This window comes from Myceligenerans xiligouense (genome assembly GCF_003814695.1).
Classification (GTDB): Bacteria; Actinomycetota; Actinomycetes; order Actinomycetales; family Cellulomonadaceae; genus Myceligenerans; species Myceligenerans xiligouense.
Genome location: NZ_RKQZ01000001.1, coordinates 907755 through 931325, shown reverse-complemented (window position 1 = coordinate 931325; position 23571 = coordinate 907755). Strand labels below are relative to the sequence as shown.

General features: G+C 71.8%; 16 protein-coding genes. 4 read left to right on the top strand and 12 right to left on the bottom strand.

Annotation, left to right across the window (positions count from 1 at the left end; translation table 11 throughout):
- The first annotated feature begins 5 nt into the window (after positions 1-5).
- Genes EDD34_RS03930 through EDD34_RS20595 form a run of 3 tightly spaced genes read left to right on the top strand, consistent with a single transcriptional unit; the run spans position 6 to position 5688 of the window.
- Positions 6-2207 carry an alpha-1,4-glucan--maltose-1-phosphate maltosyltransferase gene (locus EDD34_RS03930; RefSeq protein ID WP_123813414.1) on the top strand — a complete coding sequence of 734 codons (2202 nt, stop codon included), beginning with the start codon at positions 6-8 and terminating at the stop codon, positions 2205-2207.
- Positions 2204-4051 carry a maltose alpha-D-glucosyltransferase gene (gene treS / locus EDD34_RS03925; RefSeq protein ID WP_123813413.1) on the top strand — a complete coding sequence of 616 codons (1848 nt, stop codon included), beginning with the start codon at positions 2204-2206 and terminating at the stop codon, positions 4049-4051. The genes EDD34_RS03930 and treS overlap by 4 nt, the downstream gene beginning before the upstream one ends.
- Complete coding sequence (locus EDD34_RS20595; RefSeq protein ID WP_170176962.1) at positions 4048-5688, top strand: phosphotransferase; 1641 nt, start codon at positions 4048-4050, stop codon at positions 5686-5688. Before treS ends, EDD34_RS20595 begins: the two co-directional genes overlap by 4 nt.
- A 69-nt stretch (positions 5689-5757) precedes the next feature.
- On the opposite strand, the gene EDD34_RS03915 is transcribed toward EDD34_RS20595, so the two are convergent.
- The 8 genes from EDD34_RS03915 to EDD34_RS03880 form a co-directional block, all read right to left on the bottom strand.
- Positions 5758-6642 (bottom strand): carbohydrate ABC transporter permease, encoded by an 885-nt coding sequence (locus EDD34_RS03915; protein WP_123813412.1) that lies wholly within the window; start codon positions 6640-6642, stop codon positions 5758-5760.
- Entirely contained in the window at positions 6639-7676 is a 1038-nt protein-coding gene (locus EDD34_RS03910; RefSeq protein WP_123813411.1) for a carbohydrate ABC transporter permease, read from the bottom strand. The genes EDD34_RS03915 and EDD34_RS03910 overlap by 4 nt, the downstream gene beginning before the upstream one ends.
- Positions 7677-7680: 4 nt before the next feature.
- Positions 7681-9117 (bottom strand): N-acetylglucosamine/diacetylchitobiose ABC transporter substrate-binding protein, encoded by a 1437-nt coding sequence (ngcE, locus tag EDD34_RS03905; RefSeq protein WP_123813410.1) that lies wholly within the window; start codon positions 9115-9117, stop codon positions 7681-7683.
- Between the two features lie 180 nt (positions 9118-9297).
- The gene (locus tag EDD34_RS03900; RefSeq protein ID WP_246012172.1) at positions 9298-12066 is read right to left on the bottom strand and encodes a glycoside hydrolase family 2 protein; all 2769 of its coding nucleotides are present in this window, start codon (positions 12064-12066) and stop codon (positions 9298-9300) included.
- Complete coding sequence (locus EDD34_RS03895; protein WP_123813409.1) at positions 12063-13007, bottom strand: carbohydrate ABC transporter permease; 945 nt, start codon at positions 13005-13007, stop codon at positions 12063-12065. The genes EDD34_RS03900 and EDD34_RS03895 overlap by 4 nt, the downstream gene beginning before the upstream one ends.
- Positions 13004-13927 (bottom strand): carbohydrate ABC transporter permease, encoded by a 924-nt coding sequence (locus EDD34_RS03890; protein WP_123813408.1) that lies wholly within the window; start codon positions 13925-13927, stop codon positions 13004-13006. The genes EDD34_RS03895 and EDD34_RS03890 overlap by 4 nt, the downstream gene beginning before the upstream one ends.
- Positions 13928-13937: 10 nt before the next feature.
- A complete protein-coding gene (locus EDD34_RS03885) occupies positions 13938-15251 on the bottom strand; it encodes an ABC transporter substrate-binding protein (protein ID WP_123813407.1) in 1314 nt (437 codons plus the stop codon).
- Between the two features lie 134 nt (positions 15252-15385).
- Positions 15386-16402, bottom strand: a complete 1017-nt coding sequence (locus EDD34_RS03880; protein ID WP_123813406.1) for a LacI family DNA-binding transcriptional regulator — start codon at positions 16400-16402, stop codon at positions 15386-15388.
- 126 nt (positions 16403-16528) lie between these two features.
- Between EDD34_RS03880 and glgB the strand changes: the two genes are divergently transcribed.
- Positions 16529-18838: a 1,4-alpha-glucan branching protein GlgB gene (gene glgB, locus EDD34_RS03875; protein WP_123813405.1), complete on the top strand. Its 2310-nt coding sequence runs from the start codon at positions 16529-16531 to the stop codon at positions 18836-18838.
- 74 nt (positions 18839-18912) lie between these two features.
- Here glgB and EDD34_RS03870 read toward each other — a convergent pair whose 3' ends face one another.
- The 4 genes from EDD34_RS03870 to EDD34_RS03855 form a co-directional block, all read right to left on the bottom strand.
- Positions 18913-19872: a tetratricopeptide repeat protein gene (locus EDD34_RS03870; protein WP_123813404.1), complete on the bottom strand. Its 960-nt coding sequence runs from the start codon at positions 19870-19872 to the stop codon at positions 18913-18915.
- Positions 19873-19964: 92 nt separating this feature from the next.
- Positions 19965-20603, bottom strand: coding sequence for a DUF8094 domain-containing protein (locus tag EDD34_RS03865; RefSeq protein ID WP_123813403.1), 639 nt, complete (start codon positions 20601-20603; stop codon positions 19965-19967).
- 195 nt (positions 20604-20798) lie between these two features.
- Positions 20799-21824: a DUF8094 domain-containing protein gene (locus tag EDD34_RS03860; protein ID WP_123813402.1), complete on the bottom strand. Its 1026-nt coding sequence runs from the start codon at positions 21822-21824 to the stop codon at positions 20799-20801.
- Entirely contained in the window at positions 21821-23317 is a 1497-nt protein-coding gene (locus tag EDD34_RS03855; protein WP_123813401.1) for a hypothetical protein, read from the bottom strand. Before EDD34_RS03855 ends, EDD34_RS03860 begins: the two co-directional genes overlap by 4 nt.
- Between the last annotated feature and the right edge of the window lie 254 nt (positions 23318-23571).

The following is a 23571-nucleotide window of genomic DNA, read 5'->3' as shown; positions in this document are numbered from 1 at the left end:
GCCGTGTGAGCAGCGCGCGCAACCCGGCCGGCGGTCCCGGCCGCACGAGTCCCGGCGGCATCGGCCGCATTCCCGTCATCCAGGTCTCCCCGGTGGTCGAAGGGGGACGCTGGCCTGCCAAGGCCGCCGTCGGCGAGGTGGTTCCCGTGACCGCGACGGTGTTCCGGGAGGGGCACGACGCCGTCGCCGCCACCGCCGTGCTCGTCGCGCCGGACGGCACCGACCGTTCGTGGGCGGCCATGACCGACGTCGCCCCCGGGCTGGACCACTTCCGCGGATTCCTGCAGCCCGACGACGTGGGTGAGTGGGCGTTCCGGGTCGAGGCGTGGAGCGACCCGTACGCGACCTGGACGCACGACGCCACCATCAAGATCGAGGCCGGGATCGACGTCGATCTCATGCTCGCCGAGGGCGCCCGCCTGTTCCGCCGGATCCTGCGCCCGGAACGGCGGGACGCGCTGATCGCGCCGCACCGCACGGCGGCCGACACGAAGCTGCTCGGCGAGACGCTCACCGCGCTGGAGGACGACTCCCGCCCGGCGGCCGTCCGGCTCGCCGCGGCGACGTCACCCGAGGTCCGTGAGGCCCTGGCGCGGGCGCCGCACCGGGAGCTGGTGTCGGCGTCGGACACCTACCCGCTGCGCGTCGCGCGGCCGCTCGCCCTCGCCGGGGCGTGGTACGAGATGTTCCCGCGCTCGGAGGGGGCCTACCAGAAGCCGGACGGCACGTGGGTCTCGGGCACGTTCGCGACCGCCGCGAAGCGTCTGCCCGCGATCGCGTCCATGGGGTTCGACGTCGTCTACCTCACCCCCGTCTCCCCGATCGGCACCACGTTCCGCAAGGGGCGGAACAACACCCTCGAGGCGGAGCCCGGGGACCCGGGCAGCCCGTACGCCATCGGCTCGCCCGACGGCGGCCACGACGCCATCCACCGCGACCTGGGCACGGAGGAGGACTTCGTCGCGTTCGTCCAGGAGGCCCGCGGCATGGGCCTCGAGGTCGCGCTCGACATCGCCCTGCAGTGTTCCCCGGACCACCCGTGGGTGACCGAGCATCCCGAGTGGTTCGTGGTCCGCGCCGACGGCTCGATCGCGTACGCGGAGAACCCGCCCAAGAAGTACCAGGACATCTACCCGCTCAGCTTCGACACCGACCCGGACGGCCTGTCGGCGGCGGTCCTCGACGTGCTCCGCACCTGGATCGACCGCGGCGTGACGCTGTTCCGCGTCGACAACCCGCACACCAAGCCGCTGAACTTCTGGGAGTGGCTGCTCGCCGAGGTGCACGCCACCCACCCCGAGGTGATCTTCCTCAGCGAGGCGTTCACCAAGCCGGCCATGATGCGGACGCTGGCGCGGATCGGGTTCCACCAGTCGTACACGTACTTCACCTGGCGCAACACCAAGGAGGAGGTCGAGGAGTACCTCACGGAGGTGTCGGGACCGCTGGGGTCGGTGATGCGGCCGAACTTCTGGCCCACCACCCACGACATCCTCACCCCCTACGTCCAGCACGGCGGCGTCGCCGGGCACGCGGTCCGCGCGGTCCTCGCCGCGACGGGCTCGCCGTCGTGGGGGATGTACTCGGGCTACGAGCTCGTGGAGAACACGCCCCGGCCCGGCGTCGAGGAGCACATCGACAACGAGAAGTACGAATACCGGCCGCGGGCGTGGGAACGAGCCACCGAGTACGGTATCGCCGCGCTGGTCACCCGCCTCAACACGATCCGCCGCGAGCACCCGGCACTCCGCCAGCTCCGGAACCTGACCGTGCATCCCACGACGAACGGCCAGGTAGTGGCCTTCTCGCGACGAATCGGCGCAGAATTCCTCTCCGGCGCGCGGAGCGGTTCGATGGGCAGCACCATGGTGCCTGGGGGCAGCACGGTCGATCGTCGTGGCGCCGACGTGGGCGTCGCACCCGTCACGGCCCCCGCACACGACGATGTGATCGTGGTCGTGCTGAATCTTGATCCCTGGAACTCTCAGGAGTCGCTCGTGCACCTGGACCTGAAGTCCCTCGGCCTCACAGCGCCCGAGGGTGACCCCGACGCCCCGTTCTACGTGGCGCACGACCTGCTCTCGAACGAGACCTACGGCTGGGGCGCGACGCCGTACGTGCGGCTCGACCCCGCCCACCGCGTGGCGCACGTGCTGCACGTGACCTCCGCGGGAACCGACCGCGGCGGCACCGGAGGAATCTCATGACCACGTTCGGGCCGGGTGGCCCCGCCGAGCAGCCCGACCGCGAGACGGGCCGGCCCTCGCCGTCGTCACCCAGCGGCTCCGGCCGCGACATTCCCCGGCCCGTGACCGCGCCGATCCCCGTCCAGGCGCTGCCGCCCCGGCGGCAGCCCCAGCTCGAGTCCCGGCGCCCTGGCCTGTCCGACGACCCGGAGTGGTACAAGAAGGCGGTCTTCTACGAGGTGCTGGTGCGGGCGTTCTCCGACCCGGACGACTCCGGGATCGGCGACCTGCGGGGGCTCATCGACCGGCTGGACTACCTCGAATGGCTGGGTGTGGACGCCCTGTGGATCCCGCCGATCTTCCCGTCCCCGCTGCGCGACGGCGGCTACGACGTCGCCGACTTCACCGCCGTCGCGCCGCAGTACGGCACGACCGACGACTTCCGCGACCTGGTCACGGCGGCCCACGAACGCGGCATCCGCGTGGTGATCGACCTGGTCATGAACCACACCAGCGACCAGCACCCCTGGTTCCAGGCGTCGCGGTCCGACCCGGACGGACCGTACGGGGACTTCTACGTGTGGAGCGACGACCCGGAGCGGTACCGGGACGCCCGCATCATCTTCGTGGACACCGAGACCTCGAACTGGACCTTCGACCCGGTGCGGCGGCAGTACTTCTGGCACCGGTTCTTCAGTCACCAGCCCGACCTGAACTTCGACAACCCGCTCGTGGCCGAGGCGATGCTGGACGTCGCCCGGTTCTGGCTGCGGCTCGGCGTGGACGGGTTCCGGCTCGACGCCGTCCCGTACCTCTTCGAGGCCGAGGGCACCAACTGCGAGAACCTGCCCGAGACGCACCGCTTCCTGCGGCGCGTCCGCAAGATGGTGGACGCCGAGTTCCCCGGCCGCATCCTGCTCGCCGAGGCGAACCAGTGGCCGCAGGACGTGGTCGAGTACTTCGGCACCGAGGACGAGCCCGAGTGCCACATGTGCTTCCACTTCCCGGTGATGCCGCGGATCTTCTACGCCATCCGGGACCAGCGCGCGAACCGCCTCAAGGAGATCCTCGCGGACACGCCCGCCATCCCGGCGGGGGCGCAGTGGTCCACGTTCCTGCGCAACCACGACGAGCTCACGCTGGAGATGGTCTCGACGGAGGAACGTGCCGCGATGTACGGGTGGTACGCGCCCGACCCGCGGATGCGCGCGAACGTCGGGATCCGCCGCCGGCTGGCGCCGCTGCTGGAGAACTCCCGCAAGGAGATCGAGCTGGCGCACGCGCTCCTGCTGTCCATCCCCGGCTCGCCGTGCCTCTACTACGGCGACGAGATCGGCATGGGCGACAACATCTGGCTGCCCGACCGCGACTCCTCGCGCACGCCGATGCAGTGGACCCCGGACCGCAACGCCGGTTTCTCCCACGCCGACCCGGGCAAGCTGTACCTGCCGCTCGTGCAGTCGCTGGTGCACCACTACCAGCACGTCAACGTCGAGGCGCAGCTCGCGCAGCCGACGTCGCTGCTGCACTGGGTGCACGGGATGCTCGCGGTGCGGCGCCTGCACCCCGCGTTCGGCGGCGGCGCGTACCAGCCGGTCGACTGCGACGACGAGGCCATCATCGCCTTCACCCTCACGAGCGAGACCGAGACGATGCTGGTCGCGGCCAACCTGTCCGCGACCGCGCGCTCCGCGACGCTGAAGCTGCCCCGGTACACCGGCTGGACGCTGACCGACGTGTTCGGCGGCGCCGGGTTCCCCGACGTGACCGACGGCGGCACCGTCACGATGACCTGGGGCGCGCGCGACTTCTACTGGCTGGTGCTCGCCCAGGGAGCGGCGCCGGCACACCCGGGAGGGGCGTGACGATCATCGACGAGGCGCGGTCCGTCATCGTGCACGAGGGGGCCGGCCCCCTCCCCGACGGCGTCCTGCGCCTGCTGGACGCCTGGCTTCCCGCCCGGCGCTGGTACCCGGTGCCGGGCGACGGCGTGCGCCACGTGCCGTGGCTGACCGTGGAGCTCGCCGGGGGCACCGCCGACGCGGAGGGCCGCGGTCCGGGCCGCGCCCCCGGCGTCGTCGTCCCGCTGCTGCGCCTGGCCGGCCCGGGGCTGGCCGGCGACGAGGGCGCGCTCGTCGTCCAGGTGCCACTCGTCCTGGAACGGGTGCGGGCGCCGACCGACGCCCGCACCGCGATCGGCGTCGTCGACACGGGCGACGGATACCTCGCCGTCCACGACGGCGGTACCCACCCCGCCGCCTGGCGCGCCTATCTGGAAGCCGCCCTCCCCGCGGACTTCCCCGCGCCCGCCGGGCGGCCGGTGACGCGCGCGGCCACGGCGCCGACGCGCTCGCCCGCCCGCGCGGCCGATGTGGATCCGCCGCCCGACCAGGAAGAACCCGGCTGGCTCGAGGGGGCGCGCGCGCTCGGCGGGGAGCAGTCCAACACCTCCGTGCTCGTTCCCGGTCTCAAGCCCCCCGTCCCGGGATTCCCCGGTGAGCGTGCCGACGGCGTGATCCTGAAGATCCTGCGGACCGTGCCGGCCGGCCCGCACCCCGACGTCGTCATCCCGGAGGCGCTGACGCGGGCCGGGTGGGACGGCGTCCCGCGCTACCTCGGATCCGTCGAACTCTCCGTCCCGCCCGCGGCCGGCGGTCCGGGCGAGACCCCTCCCGGCCCCCGCGTGCCCGGCGACGGCGAGATCCATGCGCACCTCGCCGTCGTCTCCGAGCTCGTCGCCGACGCCGACGACGGCTTCGAACTGGCCTGCGCGCACGCCCAGGAGGGTGTCGACTTCGACGAGAGCGCCGCCGAGCTGGGGGCCGTCGTCGCGCACCTGCACACCGCGCTGGCCACCGCCCGCCCGACGGACGCGACGCTGGACGCGAGCGGGTTCATGGGCGTGCTGCGGCGCCGGGCGGCCGAGGCCATCGCCGACGTGCCCGGCCTCGCTCCGTACCGCGCGGGCATCACGGCCTTCTACGACGAGGTCAGCGCGCACCTCGCCGGAGTGACGGCCGACCGGCCGGTACCGCTCCAGGCGATCCACGGAGACCTGCACCTCGGCCAGGTGCTGCATGCGCGGTCGGGCTGGAAGGTCCTGGACTTCGAGGGCGAGCCGCAGCGGCCCGTCGCCGAGCGCACCGCCCCGGACCTGCCCCTCCGGGACGTGGCGGGCCTGCTGCGGTCCTTCGACTACGCCGCCGCCGTCGGTGAGGCGGCCGATCCGGAGTGGTCGGCCCGGGCGCAGCTCTCCTTCCTGGAGGGTTACCGCCAGGCCCTCGCGGAGGCGGGCTCCCCGGCCGGGTCACCGCAGGACCACGGCGACGCCGTGCCCGGGGCGGCGATACCCGGCGGCTCGCTCGGCGTCACGACGGCCTCGCTCCTCCTGCGGGCGCTCACGCTGGACAAGGCGCTGTACGAGGTCGTGTACGAGGCGCGCCACCGCCCGGCCTGGCTGCACATCCCCCTGAACGCGGTGGCCCGCGTCCTGGACCGCTGAGCGGCCGGGATCCCGGGCGTCCGCCCGAGGCGGTGCCCGGAACCCGGGACGGATCGCCCGAGCCCGTCGTCAGCGGAACGTGCCCTGCGCCACCGAGCCCTGCAGGCGGCGCTGGAAGAACACGTACACCACCAGTACCGGGATCACGGTCATGACCACACCCGCGTACAGCGCGCCGAAGTCCACCGCGTACCCCGCCTGCGAGGCGAACTGGGCCATGCCCTGCGTGAGCACGTAGTTGTCCGTCTCGGTGTTCAGCGCCACGGGCAGCAGGAACTGGTTCCACAGGCCCAGGAAGTTGAAGATCGCCACGGAGGCCATCCCCGGCCGCGCCATGGGCAGCATGATCTGGAAGAAGGTGCGCCACTCCCCCGCGCCGTCGACCTGCGCCGCCTCGGCCACCTCGTGCGGCAGGCTCCGGAAGAACGAGTACAGGAAGAAAACGGTGAACGGGAACGCGAACGCCACGTACGTGACGATCAGGCCCGGCAGCGTGTTGAGCAGGCCCGCGTTCCGCAGCACGAAGAACAGCGGGACGATCGCGAGGAACACCGGGAAGGTCAGCCCGGCCAGCATGAGGTTGTAGATCACCTTGTTGCCCGGGAACCTGAACCGGGCCAGCACGTACGCCGTCAGCGCACCGAGCAGCATGACGAGGAACAGCGCGCAGCCCACCACGACGATCGTGTTGAGGAAGTACCGGCCGATCCCCGCGTCGGTCCACGCGTTGACGTAGTTGTCCAGGCTCGGGTCCGCCGGCAGCGAGAACGGCGAGGCCAGGATCTCGCTCGTCGTCTTGAACGACGACACGAACACCCACACGAACGGCACGACGACCAGCACCGCGCCGAACGTGAGCAGGACGTGACTCGTGGCGACGGCCGTCCGGTCGCCCGCGGTGCCCGACACCCTCCGCCGCGCCGTGCCGTGCCGTTCTTCGACGCCCGTGCTCATGCGTGCCCCCTCACGTCGTCACGTCCGCCGGTGATCCGGTCCACGAGGAACACGGCGCCGGCGAAGAGCAGCGTCACGAGCGCGAGCACCACGCCCATCGCGGTCGCGTAGCCGAACTGGCCCTTGGCGAACGCCGTCTGGTACAGGTCCTGGCTGATCACGAACGTCGAGTATCCCGGACCACCCCCGGGGTTCATCGCCTGCATGTAGACGAACGAGTCGATCGCCGCGATGCCCAGGTAGATCCACGCCGTGCGGACGTTGTCGCGGATGAGGGGCACGGTGATGGAGACGGCCGTGCGGAACCGGCTCGCGCCGTCCAGCCGCGCGGCCTCGTAGATCTCCCCCGGCACGCCCTTGATGGCGGCCACGAACAGCACGGTGTAGAACCCGATGAAGCTCCAGACGATCACGAACATGGACGCGCCCATGGCGGTCCGGGGGTCGCCGAGCCACGGGAAGTCGGTCATGCCGTCGAGCCCGATGCCGGTCAGGACGCCGTTCAGGAGGCCCCGGGACGGGTCGTACACCTGGGCCCAGACGAGGCCGATCACGATCGCGGGAACGCAGTACGGGAAGAAGGAGATCACGCGGTAGAAGCCCGCGCCTCGCAGGCCGCGCACGCCGCCCGTCGTGGAGCCGCCGACGGTCACCATGGTGGCCACCCCGATGGCGATCACGATCGTCACGGTCGGCACGACGACGGCCAGCAGGGCGCTGTTCATGGCGGCGCGCAGGAACTTGTCGTCACCGAGCAGGCGGACGAAGTTGTCCAGCCCGACGAACGCCATGTCGGCGGTGAATCCGCTCCAGTCCGTCATCGAGAAGTACACCGCCTGCACGAACGGCGAGATCACGAAGATCACGTACACCGTGAGCGGCAGGAACAGGGCGACCGCGAAGAAGCTCGCCTTGTCGAGGGAGATCTGGCGGCGCCGCCGGCGGCGGACGGGCCGGGGCGTGTTCCCGGGCCGGTCCGCCGCGGCCGGCTGCGTGGCGCCCCTGGGGGCCGCCGGGGTTGACGTGCCGGACATCGGTTCAGCTGACCTCGATCTTCTCGACCGAGTCGTCCCCGGCGACGTCGTCGCTGATCTTCTGCAACCCGTCGGTGACGCCCTTGACATCCAGCTCGCCCGAGAGGAACGCGTTCCACACGACGAGCTGGTCGGCGTTCAGGCCGTAGTAGTCGACGAACTGGTAGTTGAAGATGTTCTCGCCCGCGGCGTCGAGCATGCCGGTCTGGGAGACGAGCGCCGTGGAGCCGAAGCCGTCGTCGGGCACGATCCCCCGGACGATGGTGGGCGCGAGGCGGGTCTCGGAGAAGTTCGTCGCCGCCTCCGCCGACAGCATGGCGCGCAGGACCTCCTTGCCGCCGGCCGGGTTGGCGGCCGCGCTCGGCACGATGAACGGCTCGCCGGCGCCCGCGCGGACCGCCTCGTACGGCAGCGCGGAGCTGTCGGAGACCGTGGGGGTCGGGAAGCCGGTCATCTGGAAGTCGGCGGCGGTGGCGTCCTTCATCTCGTTCTCGATCCAGCCGCCGGACGGGTACAGGAGGGCGTCCTGGTCGTTGCTCCACCGGGCCTGCGCGGCGGTGAACTGGGTGCCGGCACCGCCGGGCACGAAGTACCCCTTCTGCACGATCTCGTGCAGGGCCTCCAGCACGCCCTGCATCGCGTCGTGCGACCAGGCGTTCGGCTCCAGGTTCTCCAGGGCGAGGCGGACCTCGTCGCCACCCTCCTTGATGGCCGAGTCGAGCGCCATCGTCTGGTAGTACGTCGCGGCCTCCTTGCCCCAGACGAAGAGCTTCTTGTCCGCCTTCTGCGCCTCGGCGCCGAGGTCGATGGCCTCCTGCCAGGTGGCGGGCGCCGCCCAGCCGTTCTGGTCGAAGAGCGAGGCCGAGTACCACACGGCGTACACGGTCATCACGTAGTTGAGGGCGACGAACCGGCCGTTGTAGGTGCCGGGGTCCTTGACCGACGGGTACAGCGTGTCGGCGATGGTGGTGCCCTCGTAGTTGCTGGCCTCGAAGACGTCGTCGAGCTCTTCGAGCTGGTCGGCGATCGTGTTGAAGCCGATCGAGCCGGCGCCGGAGTTGTCGATCAGGTCCGGCGGGTTGCCGCCCACGAACCGGGGCTGCAGCTCCTGGGCGATCTGCGTGGACGGGGAGACCTCGAAGGTGACGTCGGGGAACTGCTTCTTCGCTTCCTCCGCGGCGAACTCGACGTAGTCGAACCCGTAGCCGCCGTTGAAGATGACGGCCTCGACGTCGGCGTCCTCGACCAGGCCGAACGGGTTGTCGGCGCTCATCTCACCGGCGGCGGTCCCACCACCACCACCGCCGCTCGGAACCGCGCAGCCGGCGAGCGCACCGCCGAGCGGCGCGAGGAGGGCGGTGGCGACGGCGCCGCGCACGAAGGTCCTGCGGTCCAGTGCGGCCTGCGCCAGGCGACCTTCGGTGAACTTGTTCGTGGACATGCACGTCTCCTCTTGTCGATCCCCGGTCGCACGACTCTGTGCCAGGTGCGCGTGACGGCCGTGTCACCCCGGCAGAACGAATATGTTAGCCGTCCTACCACTTAGGGTGAACCTAGTCACAGACCACGCCGCATGGCAAGCGCACGACCGTCACGTCTCGGTAACGCAGCCCGACGCCGCTCACCCGCGCGGCGCCTCCGGGCTCCCGACGAGCTGGTTGAGGGAGCGCAGCACGCGAGGAGCCGTCAGGACGGCCGGGTCCGGGGCATCCGTCCCGCTCCGGCGGCCGCCGCGGTCCGCGGCGGCCCCGCCGCCCGGCCACGCCCCGAACGTCACCTCGAACGTGGTGGTCTCCCCCGGCAGCAGCGTGACCAGCGCCTGGTCGGCCACCGCGTCGGGACGCGCCTTGTCCGCCAGGAGCGTCAGGTCGCGCACCAGGTTCCGCGCGGTGACCCGCACGGCCAGACGCCCGTCGCCCGCCGGCTCGACCCGCGCGTCGAGGTCCGGTGCCGCGAGCGCCGAGTCGCGCGGTTCCGTGAAGAACCAGGTGCCCCGCACGTCGCCGGCGCTCGCGACGATCAGCTCGCTCCCGGTGTCCCCGGGCGTCGCGACCGCCGCCGGGACCGGCACGGTCGCGATCCCCCGGGGTGCCGCGGCGAAGGACGACCTCGCCTCCGCGAGCTCGGTCCCGTCGTAGGCGAGGCGCCGCAGGACCAGTTCACCGGTCCACGGCTCGTCGCTGTCGTTGACGACGACGGCGGCCATTCCGGCGTGCGCGCCGGAGCCGGCGGGCCGCGGCTGGATCGTCACGAGCCGGTCCGCGTGCGCGTGTGCCAGCGCGTACAGCAAGGGCTTGGGCCGCTCGTCGCCGTCGACCGCCGCCCAGGACGTCACCGGCCAGCAGTCGTTGAGCTGCCAGACCACGGACCCCATGCACCGCGGCGCCCAGGAGCGCAGGTGCTCGACGGCGGTCCGCACGGCGACCGCCTGGTTCCACTGCATGGCCCAGTGCCAGTCCTCCATGTCGTCGGGCAGCGGGACGTGCGGCACCAGGCCGGCGGTGAGCTTCTTGTTGCCCTCCATCGCCTTCTGGTGCACCTGCATGCCGGGCGACTCGGGCGTCAGCGGGGTGTCGCCGACGGAGCGGCGGAGCGTGGTCCAGGCGGGCGGCCCCTGCCATCCGTACTCGGCCATGAACCGCGGCACGGTGTCGCGGTAGTGCGGCCAGTCGAGCTGGTTCCACAGCTCCCACGAGTGCATGGAGCCGTGGTCCGGGTCGTTCGGGTGCACGTCGAGGCTGCCCGACCACGGGCTCGACGGCGTGTACGGCCGGGTGCCGTCCAGCTCCGCCACGACGCGGGGCAGCAGCTCCGTGTAGTACCCGAGCCCCCAGGTCCGCCCGTCGAGGCGCAGCTTCCAGCCCCAGTCGTGGTAGCCCCAGATGTTCTCGTTGCTGCCGTTCCACAGCACGAGGCTCGGGTGCGGCGCGAGGCGTGTGACGGCGTCGCGCGCCTCCGCCTCGACCTCGCCCCGCAGCGGCTCGCCCTCGCTGTACGCGGCACAGGCGAACGCGAAGTCCTGCCACACCAGGATGCCGCGCTCGTCGCACTCGGCGTAGAAGTCCCCCGACTCGTAGAGCCCGCCGCCCCACACCCGCAGGAGGTTGAGGTTCGCCAGCTCCGCCTGGTCGAGCCGCCGCGCGTACCGCGCGCGGTCCACCCGGTGGAAGAAGGCGTCGTCCGGGATCCAGTTGGCGCCCTTGACCCAGACGGGGCGGCCGTTGACGACGATCGTGAACGACGTGCCGTCGTCGTCCGGCGTCAGGTCGAGCGCGACGCTCCGGAAACCGGTGCGGCCACGCCAGCGGTCGAGCGGCTCCGGTGTCGGCGGCGCGGGTTCCGGCTCCCGGCCGGTGCCCGACGGCGTCCGGGGCGCGGCGAGCACCACCTCGACGTCGTACAGCGGCTGCTCGCCGTACCCGCGCGGCCACCACAGCTCGGCGTCGTCCAGGCGGAGGCGGACGACGGCGGACACCTGGCCGGGCTCGATCGTCACGGTGGCCCCGCGGGACGCGTCTCCGGGCCGGTCACCGCCGGGGCCGCGGACGACCACGCCGACCTCCAGCGGATCCTCGCCCGCGCCCGCGCCGGCCTGCCGCTCGACGTCGACGTGCACGTCGAGCAGGCCCACCGGCGCCGGACCGGACAGGTCCGCGCCGGGGAGCGGGCGCACGGCCGCGAGCCGTGCCGTGGACCACGACTCGAGGCGCACGGACCGCCAGATGCCGGCCGTGGCCGCGTCGATGCCCCAGTCCCAGCCGAAGTTGCAGGCCGCCTTGCGGATCGCGTTGAACGGATGGTGGTTCACCTGCGGGCGCTGCCCGAGCTCCAGCGACTGCGCGTCCGCGTACCGCACCGGCGAGGCGAACCTGACCGTCAGCTCGTTCTCGCCGTCGCGCAAGAGGTCGGTGACGTCGAACCGGTAGGACCGGTGCTGGTTCGCCGTGCGGCCCACCTCGGAGCCGTTCAGCGTGATCGTCGCGACGGTGTCCAGACCGTCGAAGGCGAGCTCGTGCCGCGTGGGCCCGGCGGCCGGGGCGGGCCGCGCGAACGCCGTGCGGTACTCCCAGTCGCACCGGCCGATCCAGGCGAGCAGCCGCTCGTTGTCGTCGAGGTACGGGTCGGGAACGAGCCCCGCGGCCATGAGGTCGGTGTGCACGGTGCCGGGCACGGTCGCGGGCACGCCCGGCCCTTCGGCCGCGAGCGCCCGGGCGAGCGGTCCCGGGACCGGCCCGCCGGCGCAGCGCACCGTCCAGCCGTGGTGCAGGTCGCGAACCTGCCGGGCGGTGCGGTCGTCGGGCACGGTGGCGACCGCCGGGCCGTCGTGCGGCGGCGGCTCGTGCGGCGGGGTGCCGTGCGGTGTCGTGTCGGGCGTGGAGATGTCGGTCACTTGGTGGCTCCGGAGGTCAGTCCGCTGTAGATCTGTCGCTGCAGCAGGAGGAACGCGATGAGGGTCGGGATGATGACCAGCACCGCACCGGCGGAGATGATCTCCCACTGCGCGCCGAACGGCCCCATGAAGCGGAACAGCGACGTGGAGACCACGCCGAGGTCCCGCGAGGGCATGTAGAGGAACGGGATGTAGTACTCGTTGTAGATGGCGATGCCCTTGATGATCACCACGGTGGCGATCGCGGGGCGCAGCAGCGGGAAGATGATCCGCGCGTAGATGGTCAGTCGGCCGGCGCCGTCGAGCATCGCCGCCTCGTCGAGGGATCGCGGGATGGACCGCATGAACTGCAGGAAGATGTAGATCGACACGATGTCGGTCCCCATGAACAGCACGATGGCGGCCCAGCGCGTGTTGAACAGGCCCAGCCCGTTCACCACCTGGAAGGTGGCGACCTGGGTGGTGACCGCCGGCACGAGCGTGGCGAGCAGGAAGGCGCCCATCACGAGCCGGCGGCCCCGGAAGTCGAAACGGTCGACCGCGTAGGCGGTCATCGTCCCGATGAGGATGGTGCCCACCAGCGACACGGCCAGGATGATCGTCGTGTTCAGGAATCCCTGCAGCATCCCGCCCCGGGTGAAGGCGACCACGAAGTTCTCGAGGTTGAACCAGTCGCCGGGCGGGGCGAGCGGGTCCGACGTCGCGAACTCCTCGCGGGTCTTGAACGCCGCCATGAACACGGTGATCAGCGGGATCAGTGCGCAGGCGACGGCGATCAGCAGGCTGGTGTACTTGACCGTGATGCCGAGGGGCGTGGTCAGGGGACTCAGTGCCCGCCACCCGCGCGCGAGGCGGTGCCGGGCCAGGTCCGGGCGGGCGGCGGGGCGCGCGGGTGGGCGTGCGGGTGGGCGTGGCAGCCCGATCGTCGTGTGGTCGGTCATGTCAGGTCCACCCTCTCGTCGGGGAAAAGCCTGCGCTGGATCCAGGTGACGAGCAGGACGATGAGCAGCAGCACGACGGCCATGGCCGAGGCGAGGCCGAACTTGTTGAACTGGAAGGCCTGCTGCACGGTCTGGATCACGAAGGTGGTGGAGCCGTTGGCGCCCCCCGTCATGATCCACGGGATCTCGAACACCGACAGCGATCCCGAGATCGCCAGGATGGTGGTCAGGCCGATGATCGGCCGGATCGCGGGCGCGATGATGTACCGGAACTTCTGCCAGCTCGTGGCGCCGTCGAGGTCCGCCGCCTCGTACAGCTCGCCCGGGATCGACTGGATCGCCCCCAGGAACAGGACGAAGTTCAGCCCCAGGTACCGCCACACGCTCGTCGCGGCGAGCGACACGTTCACGAGCGACGGGTCGCCGAGCCACTGCGGCGGCTCGCTCACGCCGACGAGCGCGAGCGTCGCGTCGAGCGTGCCGCCGGGGCGCAGGAGGAACAGGAACACCAGGCCGATCGCCACCCCGTTGATGAGGTAGGGGAAGAAGAGCACGCCCTTGAAGAAGTTCCGGAACCGCGTGTCGAAGCTCAGGACCGTGGCGAAGTACAGGGCCAGGACGAGCTGCACGGCGGCACCGGCCAGGTAGTACAGGCTCACGAAGAAGACCTCGAACATCTGCGGGTCCGTGAAGATCCGCACGTAGTTGTCGAGGCCGACCGGCTCCTTGACCGGGTCCAGCCCGTCCCAGGAGGTGAAGCCGTACCAGACCATGTTCGCGACCGGCACGTAGGTGAACAGCACGAGCAGGCCGAGCGGCACGATCAGGAAGAGCCACGGCGTGACCGGGAGGCCGTGGCCCGGCCCGCGGCCGGACCCGGAGGTCCGGCCGCGGGCGAGGACGCCGGTGAGGACAGCCATCGCCGCCGGATCACTCCCCGACCGACGCACGGGCGTCGGCCCAGCGCTGGTTCAGGTCGGCGAAGAACGACTCCTTGTCCCCGCCCCCGGCGCCGCGCGCGACGTCGACCAGCTGCTGCCGGTAGATGTTCCCGTACAGGTCGATCTCGGCGGCGGCCACGACGTCGGCCTCGTACGACTCCTTGCCCTGCGGCGCGGGCTCCAGCTCCACGTACTCGACGCCGGCCGCCTCGAAGTCGCCCAGGGTCTCGGGCATCGGGCCGTCCAGGAGCGGCGAGATCCCGCCTTCGTCGTGGGCGTAGCCCGACTCCTTCGCGAACCAGTCGATCCACGCCCGGGCCGCGGCCTTGTGCTCGCTGTTCACGTTGATCGCGTTCTTGTAGTCACCGGCGACCTGCGCGTGGAACGTGCCGTCCACCTGGTACGGGAAGGGCATGTAGCCGATGTCCTCGGCCGAGCCGCCGGCGTCCTCGGCGGCCTGCCGCATCTGGGTGATCGCCCAGGAGCCGAGGAGCATGGTCGCGACCTGGCCGGTTCCGAGCAGGGTCTTGGACTCCTCCCAGTTCGTCGTGGTCGGGTCCTCCTCGGAGAGGCCTTCGGCGACGACGTCGTACAGCAGGCCGTCGGAGATGCCGTGCCACTCGTCCTCGGCCCACGGGGTGTCGCTGTGCGCGACGTGCGTGTTCTGGTAGGCGGGGTCGCCCATCGCGCCGCGGTTGCCGTCCCACTGGCTCAGCGGCCAGCCGTCCGCGTAGTTGGTGTAGTACGGGACCGCGTCCGTGTTCTGGCTGATGGCGCGCAGGTCGTCGAGAAACTCGTCGGGGGTGGCGGGCAGGTCGGTGATCCCCGCCTCCTCCCAGACCTTCTTGTTGTAGACGAGGCCCTGGGTGTTCACCGTGATGGAGAGGCCGTAGACCTGGCCGTCGTAGGCCTTCTCCTCGACGAGCCGGTACTCCTGGCCCATCTCCTCGACCGAGCCGAGCGGCTCGAAGAAGGTGGCGAACTGGTCGGGCTGCACGCTGTTCGGGATGAGCAGGACGTCGCCGTAGTCGTCCGTGTTCATCCGCACGGCGATCTCACCCTCGTAGTCGGTGATCGCCTCGAAGTTGACGGTGACGTCCGGGTACTCCGCCTCGAACTCGGCCTTGTACTCCTGGAACACCGTGTCGACGATGTCCGTGCGCTGCGTGATCACCGTGATCTCCCCGGCGACCTCGCCCTCGCCGGACGTGTCGCCGCCGCCGGCCTGGGCGGAGCACGCCGACACGGTCAGTGCCACGGCGGCGACCACGGCCCCGCCTCGCAGATGGTTCCTCAACCTCATCGTTGTCTCGATCCGTCGTCGTTGACTGGTGGACGGCCAGGACATTAAGCGGTTAAGTTTCCGTAAGTCAACACCCCTCCCGACCCCTGGCGCCAGGACGCGACGGACCGACCACACGGCCGACCCGTGACCGGCTAGCGCGCGGGGGGCGGCGCCGTGGAGCCGCGGACCTGGAGCTCGGGCGTCGAGTCGCGGTACGACGCCGGAGGTTCGCCGGCCAGTGCCTCGAAGAGGCGGCGCGCCACGTGCGCACCGTAGGCCGCGACGTCGTGACTCAGCGCCGTCAGCTGCGGGTACGCCGCGCGACACACCGGCGAGTCGTCCCAGGCCACCAGCGACACCTCGCCGGGAACCCGCACGCCCGCCTCGTGCGCCGCACCGAGCCCGGCGAGCGCCATCGCGTCGTTGTCGTAGACGATCGCGGTCACGCCACCCCGCCGCAGCAGGTCGCGCGTGGCCGCGGCGCCGGCGTCGGGCGTGTAGTCGGCGCGCCGCACCTCGGTCACCATCGACCGGGCAGCGGCCTCGCGGGCGAACGCCTCGTCGCGGATGTGCGTGTGCCCGAACTCCGGCGTGCCGGTCACGTGCCCGACCGAGGTGTGGCCCAGCCCGGCCAGGTACTCGACGCAGGACCGCATCGCCGCGGCGTCGTCCGTGTAGACACTCGTCAGCCCGCCGGACAGGCTCGGGTCTCCGACGACGACGGCCGGCAGCGCGTCGGGCCCCACGAGCAGGTCGAGCCGTGGATCGGGCGACCGGGGGTCCACCATGACGACCCCGTCCACCCTCCGGGCGGCCCGCCACTTGCGATAGGTCCGCACTTCGGCGTCGATGTCGGGCGCCACCTGCAGGAGCAGGCCGTAGTCGCGCTCGGACAGCACGGACTCGATGCCCGCCACGAACTGCATGTAGAACGACTCGAAACCGAGCGTCTCGGGGGCGCGCGCCAGCACCAGGCCGACGGTCTCCGTATGCGCCCCGGACAGTGAGCGCGCCGCCGAACTCGGCGCCCAGCCGAGATCCGCGGCGATCTTGAGCACCTGCTCGCGCGTCGCGTCCGAGACTCCCGGCCGCCCGTTCAGCGCGTACGAGACGGCAGCGGTCGAGACGCCCGCCTGGCGAGCAATGTCGGCAATGGTGATCCGCCCCATGCCGGACATCATCTCAATCCGGCGGCGACGGCACACCGTCTGACGAAATCGGTTTACGTCCGCGACCTCGCGCGATCGGCGGCGCAGGTGTCGCGCCCCGCACCCTCGACATGGAAAGGTGTGGACATGGCCGACCTGCCTCCCGCCGACCTCGAGGCGCTGACCGCCGTCGCGCAGGGCTCGCACCACGATCCGCACAGCGTGCTCGGACCGCACCCGCTCGACGACGGCGGCCCGTTCGCCGTCGTGCGGGCGCTGCGCCCGCTCGCCGACGAGGTCTCGATCCTCTCCGACGACGGGGAGCACCCGTGCGAGCATCAGGGCGCCGGCGTCTGGACCGCCGTCGTCCCCGCCGCGACGGCGACCGGAGGCGCCTGGGCGGCCCCCGACTACCGCGTCCGAACCCGGTACGGCACCACCGAGCAGGTGGCCGACGACCCGTACCGTTTCCTGCCCACGCTGGGCGAGATCGACCTGCACCTCATCGGCGAGGGCCGGCACGAGGAGCTCTGGAAGGCGCTCGGCGCCACCGTGCGGCGGTATCCGAGCACATCCGGCGACATCAGCGGCGCGAGCTTCGCCGTGTGGGCGCCGAACGCACGCGGTGTGCGCCTCCTGGGCGACCACAACCTGTGGACGCCGGTGCACCCGATGCGGTCGCTCGGGTCCTCGGGCGTCTGGGAGCTGTTCGTGCCCGGGATCACGCCCGGCACCCACTACAAGTTCGAGGTGCTCGGAGCCGACGGCGTCTGGCGCGCGAAGGCCGACCCGATGGCCCGCGCGACCGAGCTGCCGCCCGGCACCGCGAGCATCGTCACGGAGTCGGCCTACGAGTGGGGTGACGACGCGTGGCTGGCCGCCCGGGCGGCGTCCGACCCGCACTCGGGCCCGATGAGCGTCTACGAGGTGCACCTCGGCTCCTGGCGGCCCGGCCTGTCCTACCGCGAGCTCGCGGACGAGCTGACCGAGTACGTGTCCGAGCAGGGCTTCACGCACGTGGAGTTCCTCCCGGTGGCGGAGCACCCGTTCGGCGGGTCGTGGGGCTACCAGGTGACCTCGTACTACGCGCCCACCTCCCGGTTCGGGACGCCCGACGACTTCCGTCATCTCGTGGACCGCCTGCACCAGGCGGGGATCGGCGTCCTCCTCGACTGGGTCCCGGCGCACTTCCCGCGGGACGAGTTCGCCCTGGCCCGGTTCGACGGCACGCCCCTGTACGAGCACCCGGACCCCACACGCGGCGAGCACCAGGACTGGGGCACGTACATCTTCGACTTCGGCCGCCGCGAGGTGCGCAACTTCCTCGTCGCGAACGCCACCTACTGGTTCGAGGAGTTCCACGCCGACGGGCTCCGCGTGGACGCCGTGGCCTCGATGCTCTACCTCGACTACTCGCGCGAGCCGGGCGAGTGGCACCCCAACGTGCACGGCGGGCGGGAGAACCTGGAGGCCATCTCGTTCCTGCAGGAGGCGAACGCCACCGCCTACCGGCGCACGCCGGGCGTCATGCTCATCGCGGAGGAGTCGACGTCGTACCCGGGTGTCACCCGGCCGACGTCGTCGGGAGGGCTCGGCTTCGGCCTCAAGTGGAACATGGGCTGGATGAACGACACCCTCCGCTACCTCGCCGAGGACCCGGTCAACCGGCGGTACCACCACCACGAGCTCACGTTCTCGATGGTCTACGCGTTCTCCGAGCAGTTCGTGCTCCCGATCAGCCACGACGAGGTGGTGCACGGCAAGGGGTCGCTGCTGCGCAAGATGCCCGGCGACCGGTGGCAGCAGATGGCCGGCGTACGTTCCTTCCTCGCCTACCAGTGGACCCATCCCGGCAAGCAGCTGCTGTTCATGGGCTGCGAGATCGCGCAGGACACCGAGTGGTCCGAGGGTGAAGGGCTGCGCTGGGAGGTCCTCGCGGACGGGTGGCACGCCGGGGTGCAGCGGCTGGTACGCGACCTCAACACCCTCTACCGGGCCACGCCCGCCCTGTGGGAGCGGGACTTCGACGGATCAGGCTTCGAGTGGCTCGACGCCGACGACGCCGACCGCAACCTCCTGGCCTACGTGCGCCGCTCGGCGGCGGGCGATCCCGTGGTCGTGGTGGTGAACTTCTCGGGCGTGCCGCACGAGGGATACCGGCTGCCGCTGCCCGAGATCCCCGGGAGCGTTCCCGGCCCCGGTCCGAAGGCCGAACCCACCGGCAGGGCCTCGGCGGCGTCGGCCGCGGGGCAGGTCTGGCGCGAGGCCCTGAACACCGACGCCGAGATCTACGGCGGCTCCGGCGTCGGCAACCTCGGCCGGGTGACGGCCGAGGCGGTCCCCCACTACGGCCGCGACTTCTCGGCGTCGGTCCGGGTGCCCCCGCTGGGCGCCCTGATCCTCGTGCCCGAGCCCTCCGGCGCTGCCGCCGAGGCGGGCCGGCCGGCCGGACGATGACCGGCCGGCGGCGTGGTCGTCCACTCCACGAGTGACCGACCACGCGGCGCCGGTGCGGGTTCTCCCGCGGTTCGTCAGTACAGGCTGATCGCGAGCCGCTGCCGAGCCTTGTTGACCCGCGCGTCGCTCACCCCGACCACCTCGAAGTACTCCAGCAGACGCACCCGGACCTGCTCCTTGTCGTCGCCGTCGAGGCCGGGAAGCAGGTCGAGGAGCCGGCCGAAGGCGTCCTCGACCTTGCCACCGAGCACGTCCAGGTCCGCGACGGCCAGCTGGGCCGCCACGTCGGACGGCGTGTCGGCAGCCGCCTTGCGCACCGCGGCCAGGTCGGCGTCGTGGGTGCGCCGCATGAGACGCACCTGGGCCAGGCCGGCCGACGCGTCGGCGTCCTTCGGGTCCTGCTTGATGGCCTTGGTGTAGGCCTCCTCGGCGGCGGCGAGGTCGTCGCGCTCGATGGCGTCGTACGCCTCCTGGTGCAGGGGCGGCAGCGGCGTCTCCGCCTCGGGCTCCGGTTCCGCGGCCTGCGCCGCGTCGCCCTCGGCCGACGGCGCCCGTCCGGTCACACCGTTCTGCTCGGCGGCGGCCAGCACCTGGTCGAGTACCTGCCGCACCTGCTCGTCCGACGCGTTGCCCGCGAACAGCGGCAGCGGCTGGCCCTGCAGCACAGCCACGACGGCGGGCACGCCCTGCACCTGGAACGCCGCGGCGATCTGGGGATACGCCTGCGCGTCCACGCGGCCCAGGAGGAACCTGCCGTCGTACTCGGTGGCGAGTCCCGCGAGCGTGGTGGCGAGCTCCGCGTTCGCGGCGTCCGTCGGCGCCCAGAGCAGGATCACGACGGGATACGTGGCGGAGTCACGCACCACCTGCTCGAAGTTCGCCTCGGTCAGGTCCAGCACGTACCCGCCGGCCTCGGGCGCACCTCCCGGCTCGCCCGGCGGCGGCGCCTGCGGGCGCGTCAGGGCGGACAGGTCGACGGCGCCGCGTGCGGCGGCGAAATTCATGGCCGGAGTCGGCTGGTCGGACGTGGTCATGGACCTCATCCTACGAAAACGAGAGGCGCCGCGGGGACTCCGGGCGCGGCCGCGCGGCGGACGCCGGAGGTCACCCGCGGCACTCTCGGAGGTCATCCGCAGGCGGACAGGTCTCCTGCCGATTCGACGTCCACCGCCACATGCTCCACCCCGACCAGGCGGATCCGCTCGTCCGACCCGGCAACCGGTACATGGAGGGCGACGGCGTCCAGGAACGTGGTCCGCAGGGCACTGCTCTCCGGCTGGTCCCCGTGCAGCGCCCGCTGCGTGTCGGTGAGGCTGCGCTTCTCGATCTTCGCGCACTCCTGGAGCTCGATCAGCTGCGACGAGTCGATGGCTCCCATCACGATCGCGCCGCCGTCGACCATGCGCATCGCCCGCACTCCCGCGTCCGGGTCCGGCCGGGCGCTGAAGGAGTACTTGCCCCCGGACGCCGTCCACCGGTCCGCCTCCTTCTGCGCGGACTCCTGCTGGCGCAGCAGAGCGCGGAACTCGTCGTCCTCGATCGCGTCCGAGAACGTGGAGTCCGCCTCCTCGGACAGGACGTCCGCGTACGCGGCGACGGCGTTCTCCGGAGACATCAGCAGCGACTCGCCGTCGTCGGCCACCACCGCCTCCGCGCCCGCGTCCGTCGAGGCGAACCGCGGCAGGGTCTCACCCCGCAGCAGTTTCGCCCACGACCAGAGCTTGTAGTCGCCGCGTGCCGACCGCTGCTCGAACGCGTACAGCACGGGCGCCGGCGGTGGCCGTTTCCAGCGACTCGGCCACGCGGCCGATGATCGCTTCCTCCTGCTCCTCGGTGACCACCGCGCCGACCGCCGCCGGCTCCGGGTCGGGGGCGGGAAGAGCTGGTGTGCAGCCCGTCAGGGCGACCGACAGAAGCATCACGACGACACCGGCGGCCGGAGCCGCGCGACGAGGGTCCCTCACTCGTTGGTCGCCGAGACCGCGATGTGCTCGAAACCGACCAGGCGAAGATTCTCCTCGGAGCCCGCAGGCGGCACGTAGAGCGCGACGATGTCCATGTACTTCGTGCGCAGCACGTTCGTCACGTCCTGGCTGCCGAAGAGCGCCTTCTGCGTGACGAAGCCGTCCGACGGCGGCGCCTCGGCCTTGTCCTGGAGCTGGATCACCTGCGACGAGTTGATCGCGCCCATCACGATCGCGCCGCCGTCGACCGTACGCATCGCCTGCACGCCCGCGTCCTGGTCCGGCCTGGCGCTGAACGAGTACTTCCCCTCGGACTTCTCCCAGCCGTCCGCCTTCACCTGCGCCGACTCCTGCTTGGCCAGGAAGTCACGGAAGTCGTCGTCCTCGATGCGCTTGGCGAACTTGGAGTCCTTCTCCTCGGAGAGCACGTCCGCGTAGGCCGCGACCGCCTTCGTCGGGGACATCGCCAGGGAATCGCCGTCGTCGGCCGCGACCTCCTCGGCTCCCGCGTCGGTCGAGGCGAACTGCGGCAGGGTGACACCGGGCAACAGGTCCGCCCAGCCCCACAGCTTGTAGTCGGCGCGCGCGGACGCCTGCTGGAACGCGTAGAGAGTGGGAGGCGTGAGGTCCTTCGGCTGTGTGCTCACCGCCAGGCTGACGCGCGGCCACTCAGGATCCGAGGGAAGCGTCACGGACTGCATGGTCATCAGCAGGTCGGTGACCTGCTCATCGCTCTTGAGCTGCTTGGCCACCTCGATCTGGCTCGTGCGGAGCACCTTGGCGGGCCCGGTCATGCGATCGCCGAGAGCGTCCGCGTCCCGCTCCTTGGTGGCCGCCTCCACGGACTCGGCCACCCGGCTGATGATCGTCTTCTCCTGCTCCTCGGTGACCACGGCCCCGACCACGGCAGGCTGGGCCTCGGGCACCGGGAGCTCCTGCGCGCATCCGGCCAGCAGGCCGACCGCGAGCAGCGGGGCGGCCGCTGCGGACACACGGCGTGCGGTGGTGCGGCGGTACGTCATCGGTCTTCTCCGTCCTTGATCCCCCAGGCCTCGCGCCAGGCGGCCGCACGGCTCGAGGGCCCCGGCGTGCTCGGCTCGTGCGGCTCCGGCTGGGGCGGCTCGGGCTGCTGAGGTGCCACGGCGGGCTGGACTCCCGTGTTTCCGCGGCGGGCGGCCTGTTCGGCCAGGCGCCGCTCGCGGCGCGTCATCATCTTGCCCGGCGTTCCTGACGATCCGCTGGACGCCGCGGGCAACGACTGCGCGTCCGCGGGGCCCGAGGCGGCCGGAGCAGCCGGGGCAGCCGCCGTGGGAGCGGGAGCCACGGGACCGGGCGCCCCGGGGGCCAGAGGAGCGGGCATCGGTGCGGCCGACGGCGGGGCCGGGTCGGGTGCGCCCCGCCCACGGCGGCGACGCAGGCTGCCCGGCGCGGGCGGGCCGGCAGGGGGCTGCTGGACGGCGGGTGGCTCGGTCGAGCCGGACGGGAAGCCCGTCGGCCGGGAACCGGCGGCGCTCCACGCTCCGGCGGCGGGGACCGCGGGTGCCGGACGAGGAACGGTGTCGCTCTCGGGCTCGGACGGCGCGCCGTACGGCGGCGGAGTCGGAGCCGAGCTCCACGCCGGTGCGGCCGGGGGCGGGAACGTCGGGGCGCTCTGGTCGTCGTCGGTCAGCGGGAACGGCGACTGCTCGGCCGGGCCGGGCGGGAACGGAGCGTCCGCAGTCTCACCGGGCGGGAGCGAGAACGGTGACTCGTCGGCACCGGGGTGCGCCCCGTCGTCGCGGCGTTCGAGCGGCTGGCGAACCGTCCTGGTGGACTTGCGGCCCTTGCCGCTCGCCGTGCCGCCGCGCCCGCCGGACTTCCTGCGTACGCCGACCAGCAGGAAGACGCCCACCAGGATGAGGAGGCCCCCGCCGATGACGCTGGGCCAGAGGAACGGGGTCGTGGCCGGGCGTGGCCAGGTCAGCTCGACCGTCGGGGCCTCGGCGTCCTTGCCGACACCGGCGGCGAGAAGAACGTAGGGACCCGGTTGGTCGGTGTATCGCAGGGTGACGCTCGTCTCGCCGCTCACCTCGGAGATCCACAGGTCCGATCCGGCCGGTTCGGGCCCGGTGGACGGCTTCTCCGCGGGCTCGGAAGCCTCTCCGCCGTCCTCGGAGGCCTCCTCGTCCGCGCCCCCCTCGGAAACGCCCGCTCCGGGGACGACCGAGAGCTCGGTCCAGTCCGCCATCCCGGTCACCGAGTCGTACGGGTCCTCGCCGACCCAGCCGAGCACGTCCGTCTCGGTACCGATGGCCAGCGTGACCTTTTGCCCCTCGGGCACCGATGCGCGCACGGTGACGCTCTCGTCGACCATTCCCAGCACACCGGGAACGGTGACGAGCATCGTCCCGTCGCCGCTCGGGGTCGCCGTGGCGACCACCGTGTCGGACTCACGCAGGACTGTCGCCGTCGCGACTCCGTACCCCGCCAGGCCGAGACCGGCGACGACGAGGAGGATCGCCAGAAAGCGTTGCACCACCCGTTCCCTTCGTAGGTGCCAACTACCGACAGTCCAGCATAGGGTGGTCGGCTGTACGGTCGTCCAGCGGGAGGCGACGGCGGGGATCGACACGGTTCTTTCACCTGCCGTCTTCAGGCCCCGCCCTCGAATACCACGAAAGCCATATTTCAAGCGGCTACACATCAGGCCACACGGCGCGTATCCTGGGCGCCGGACGGGCCGCTAATCTGCGGCATCCCTGGCCGGGGAACCACGGTCTTGCCACGGAG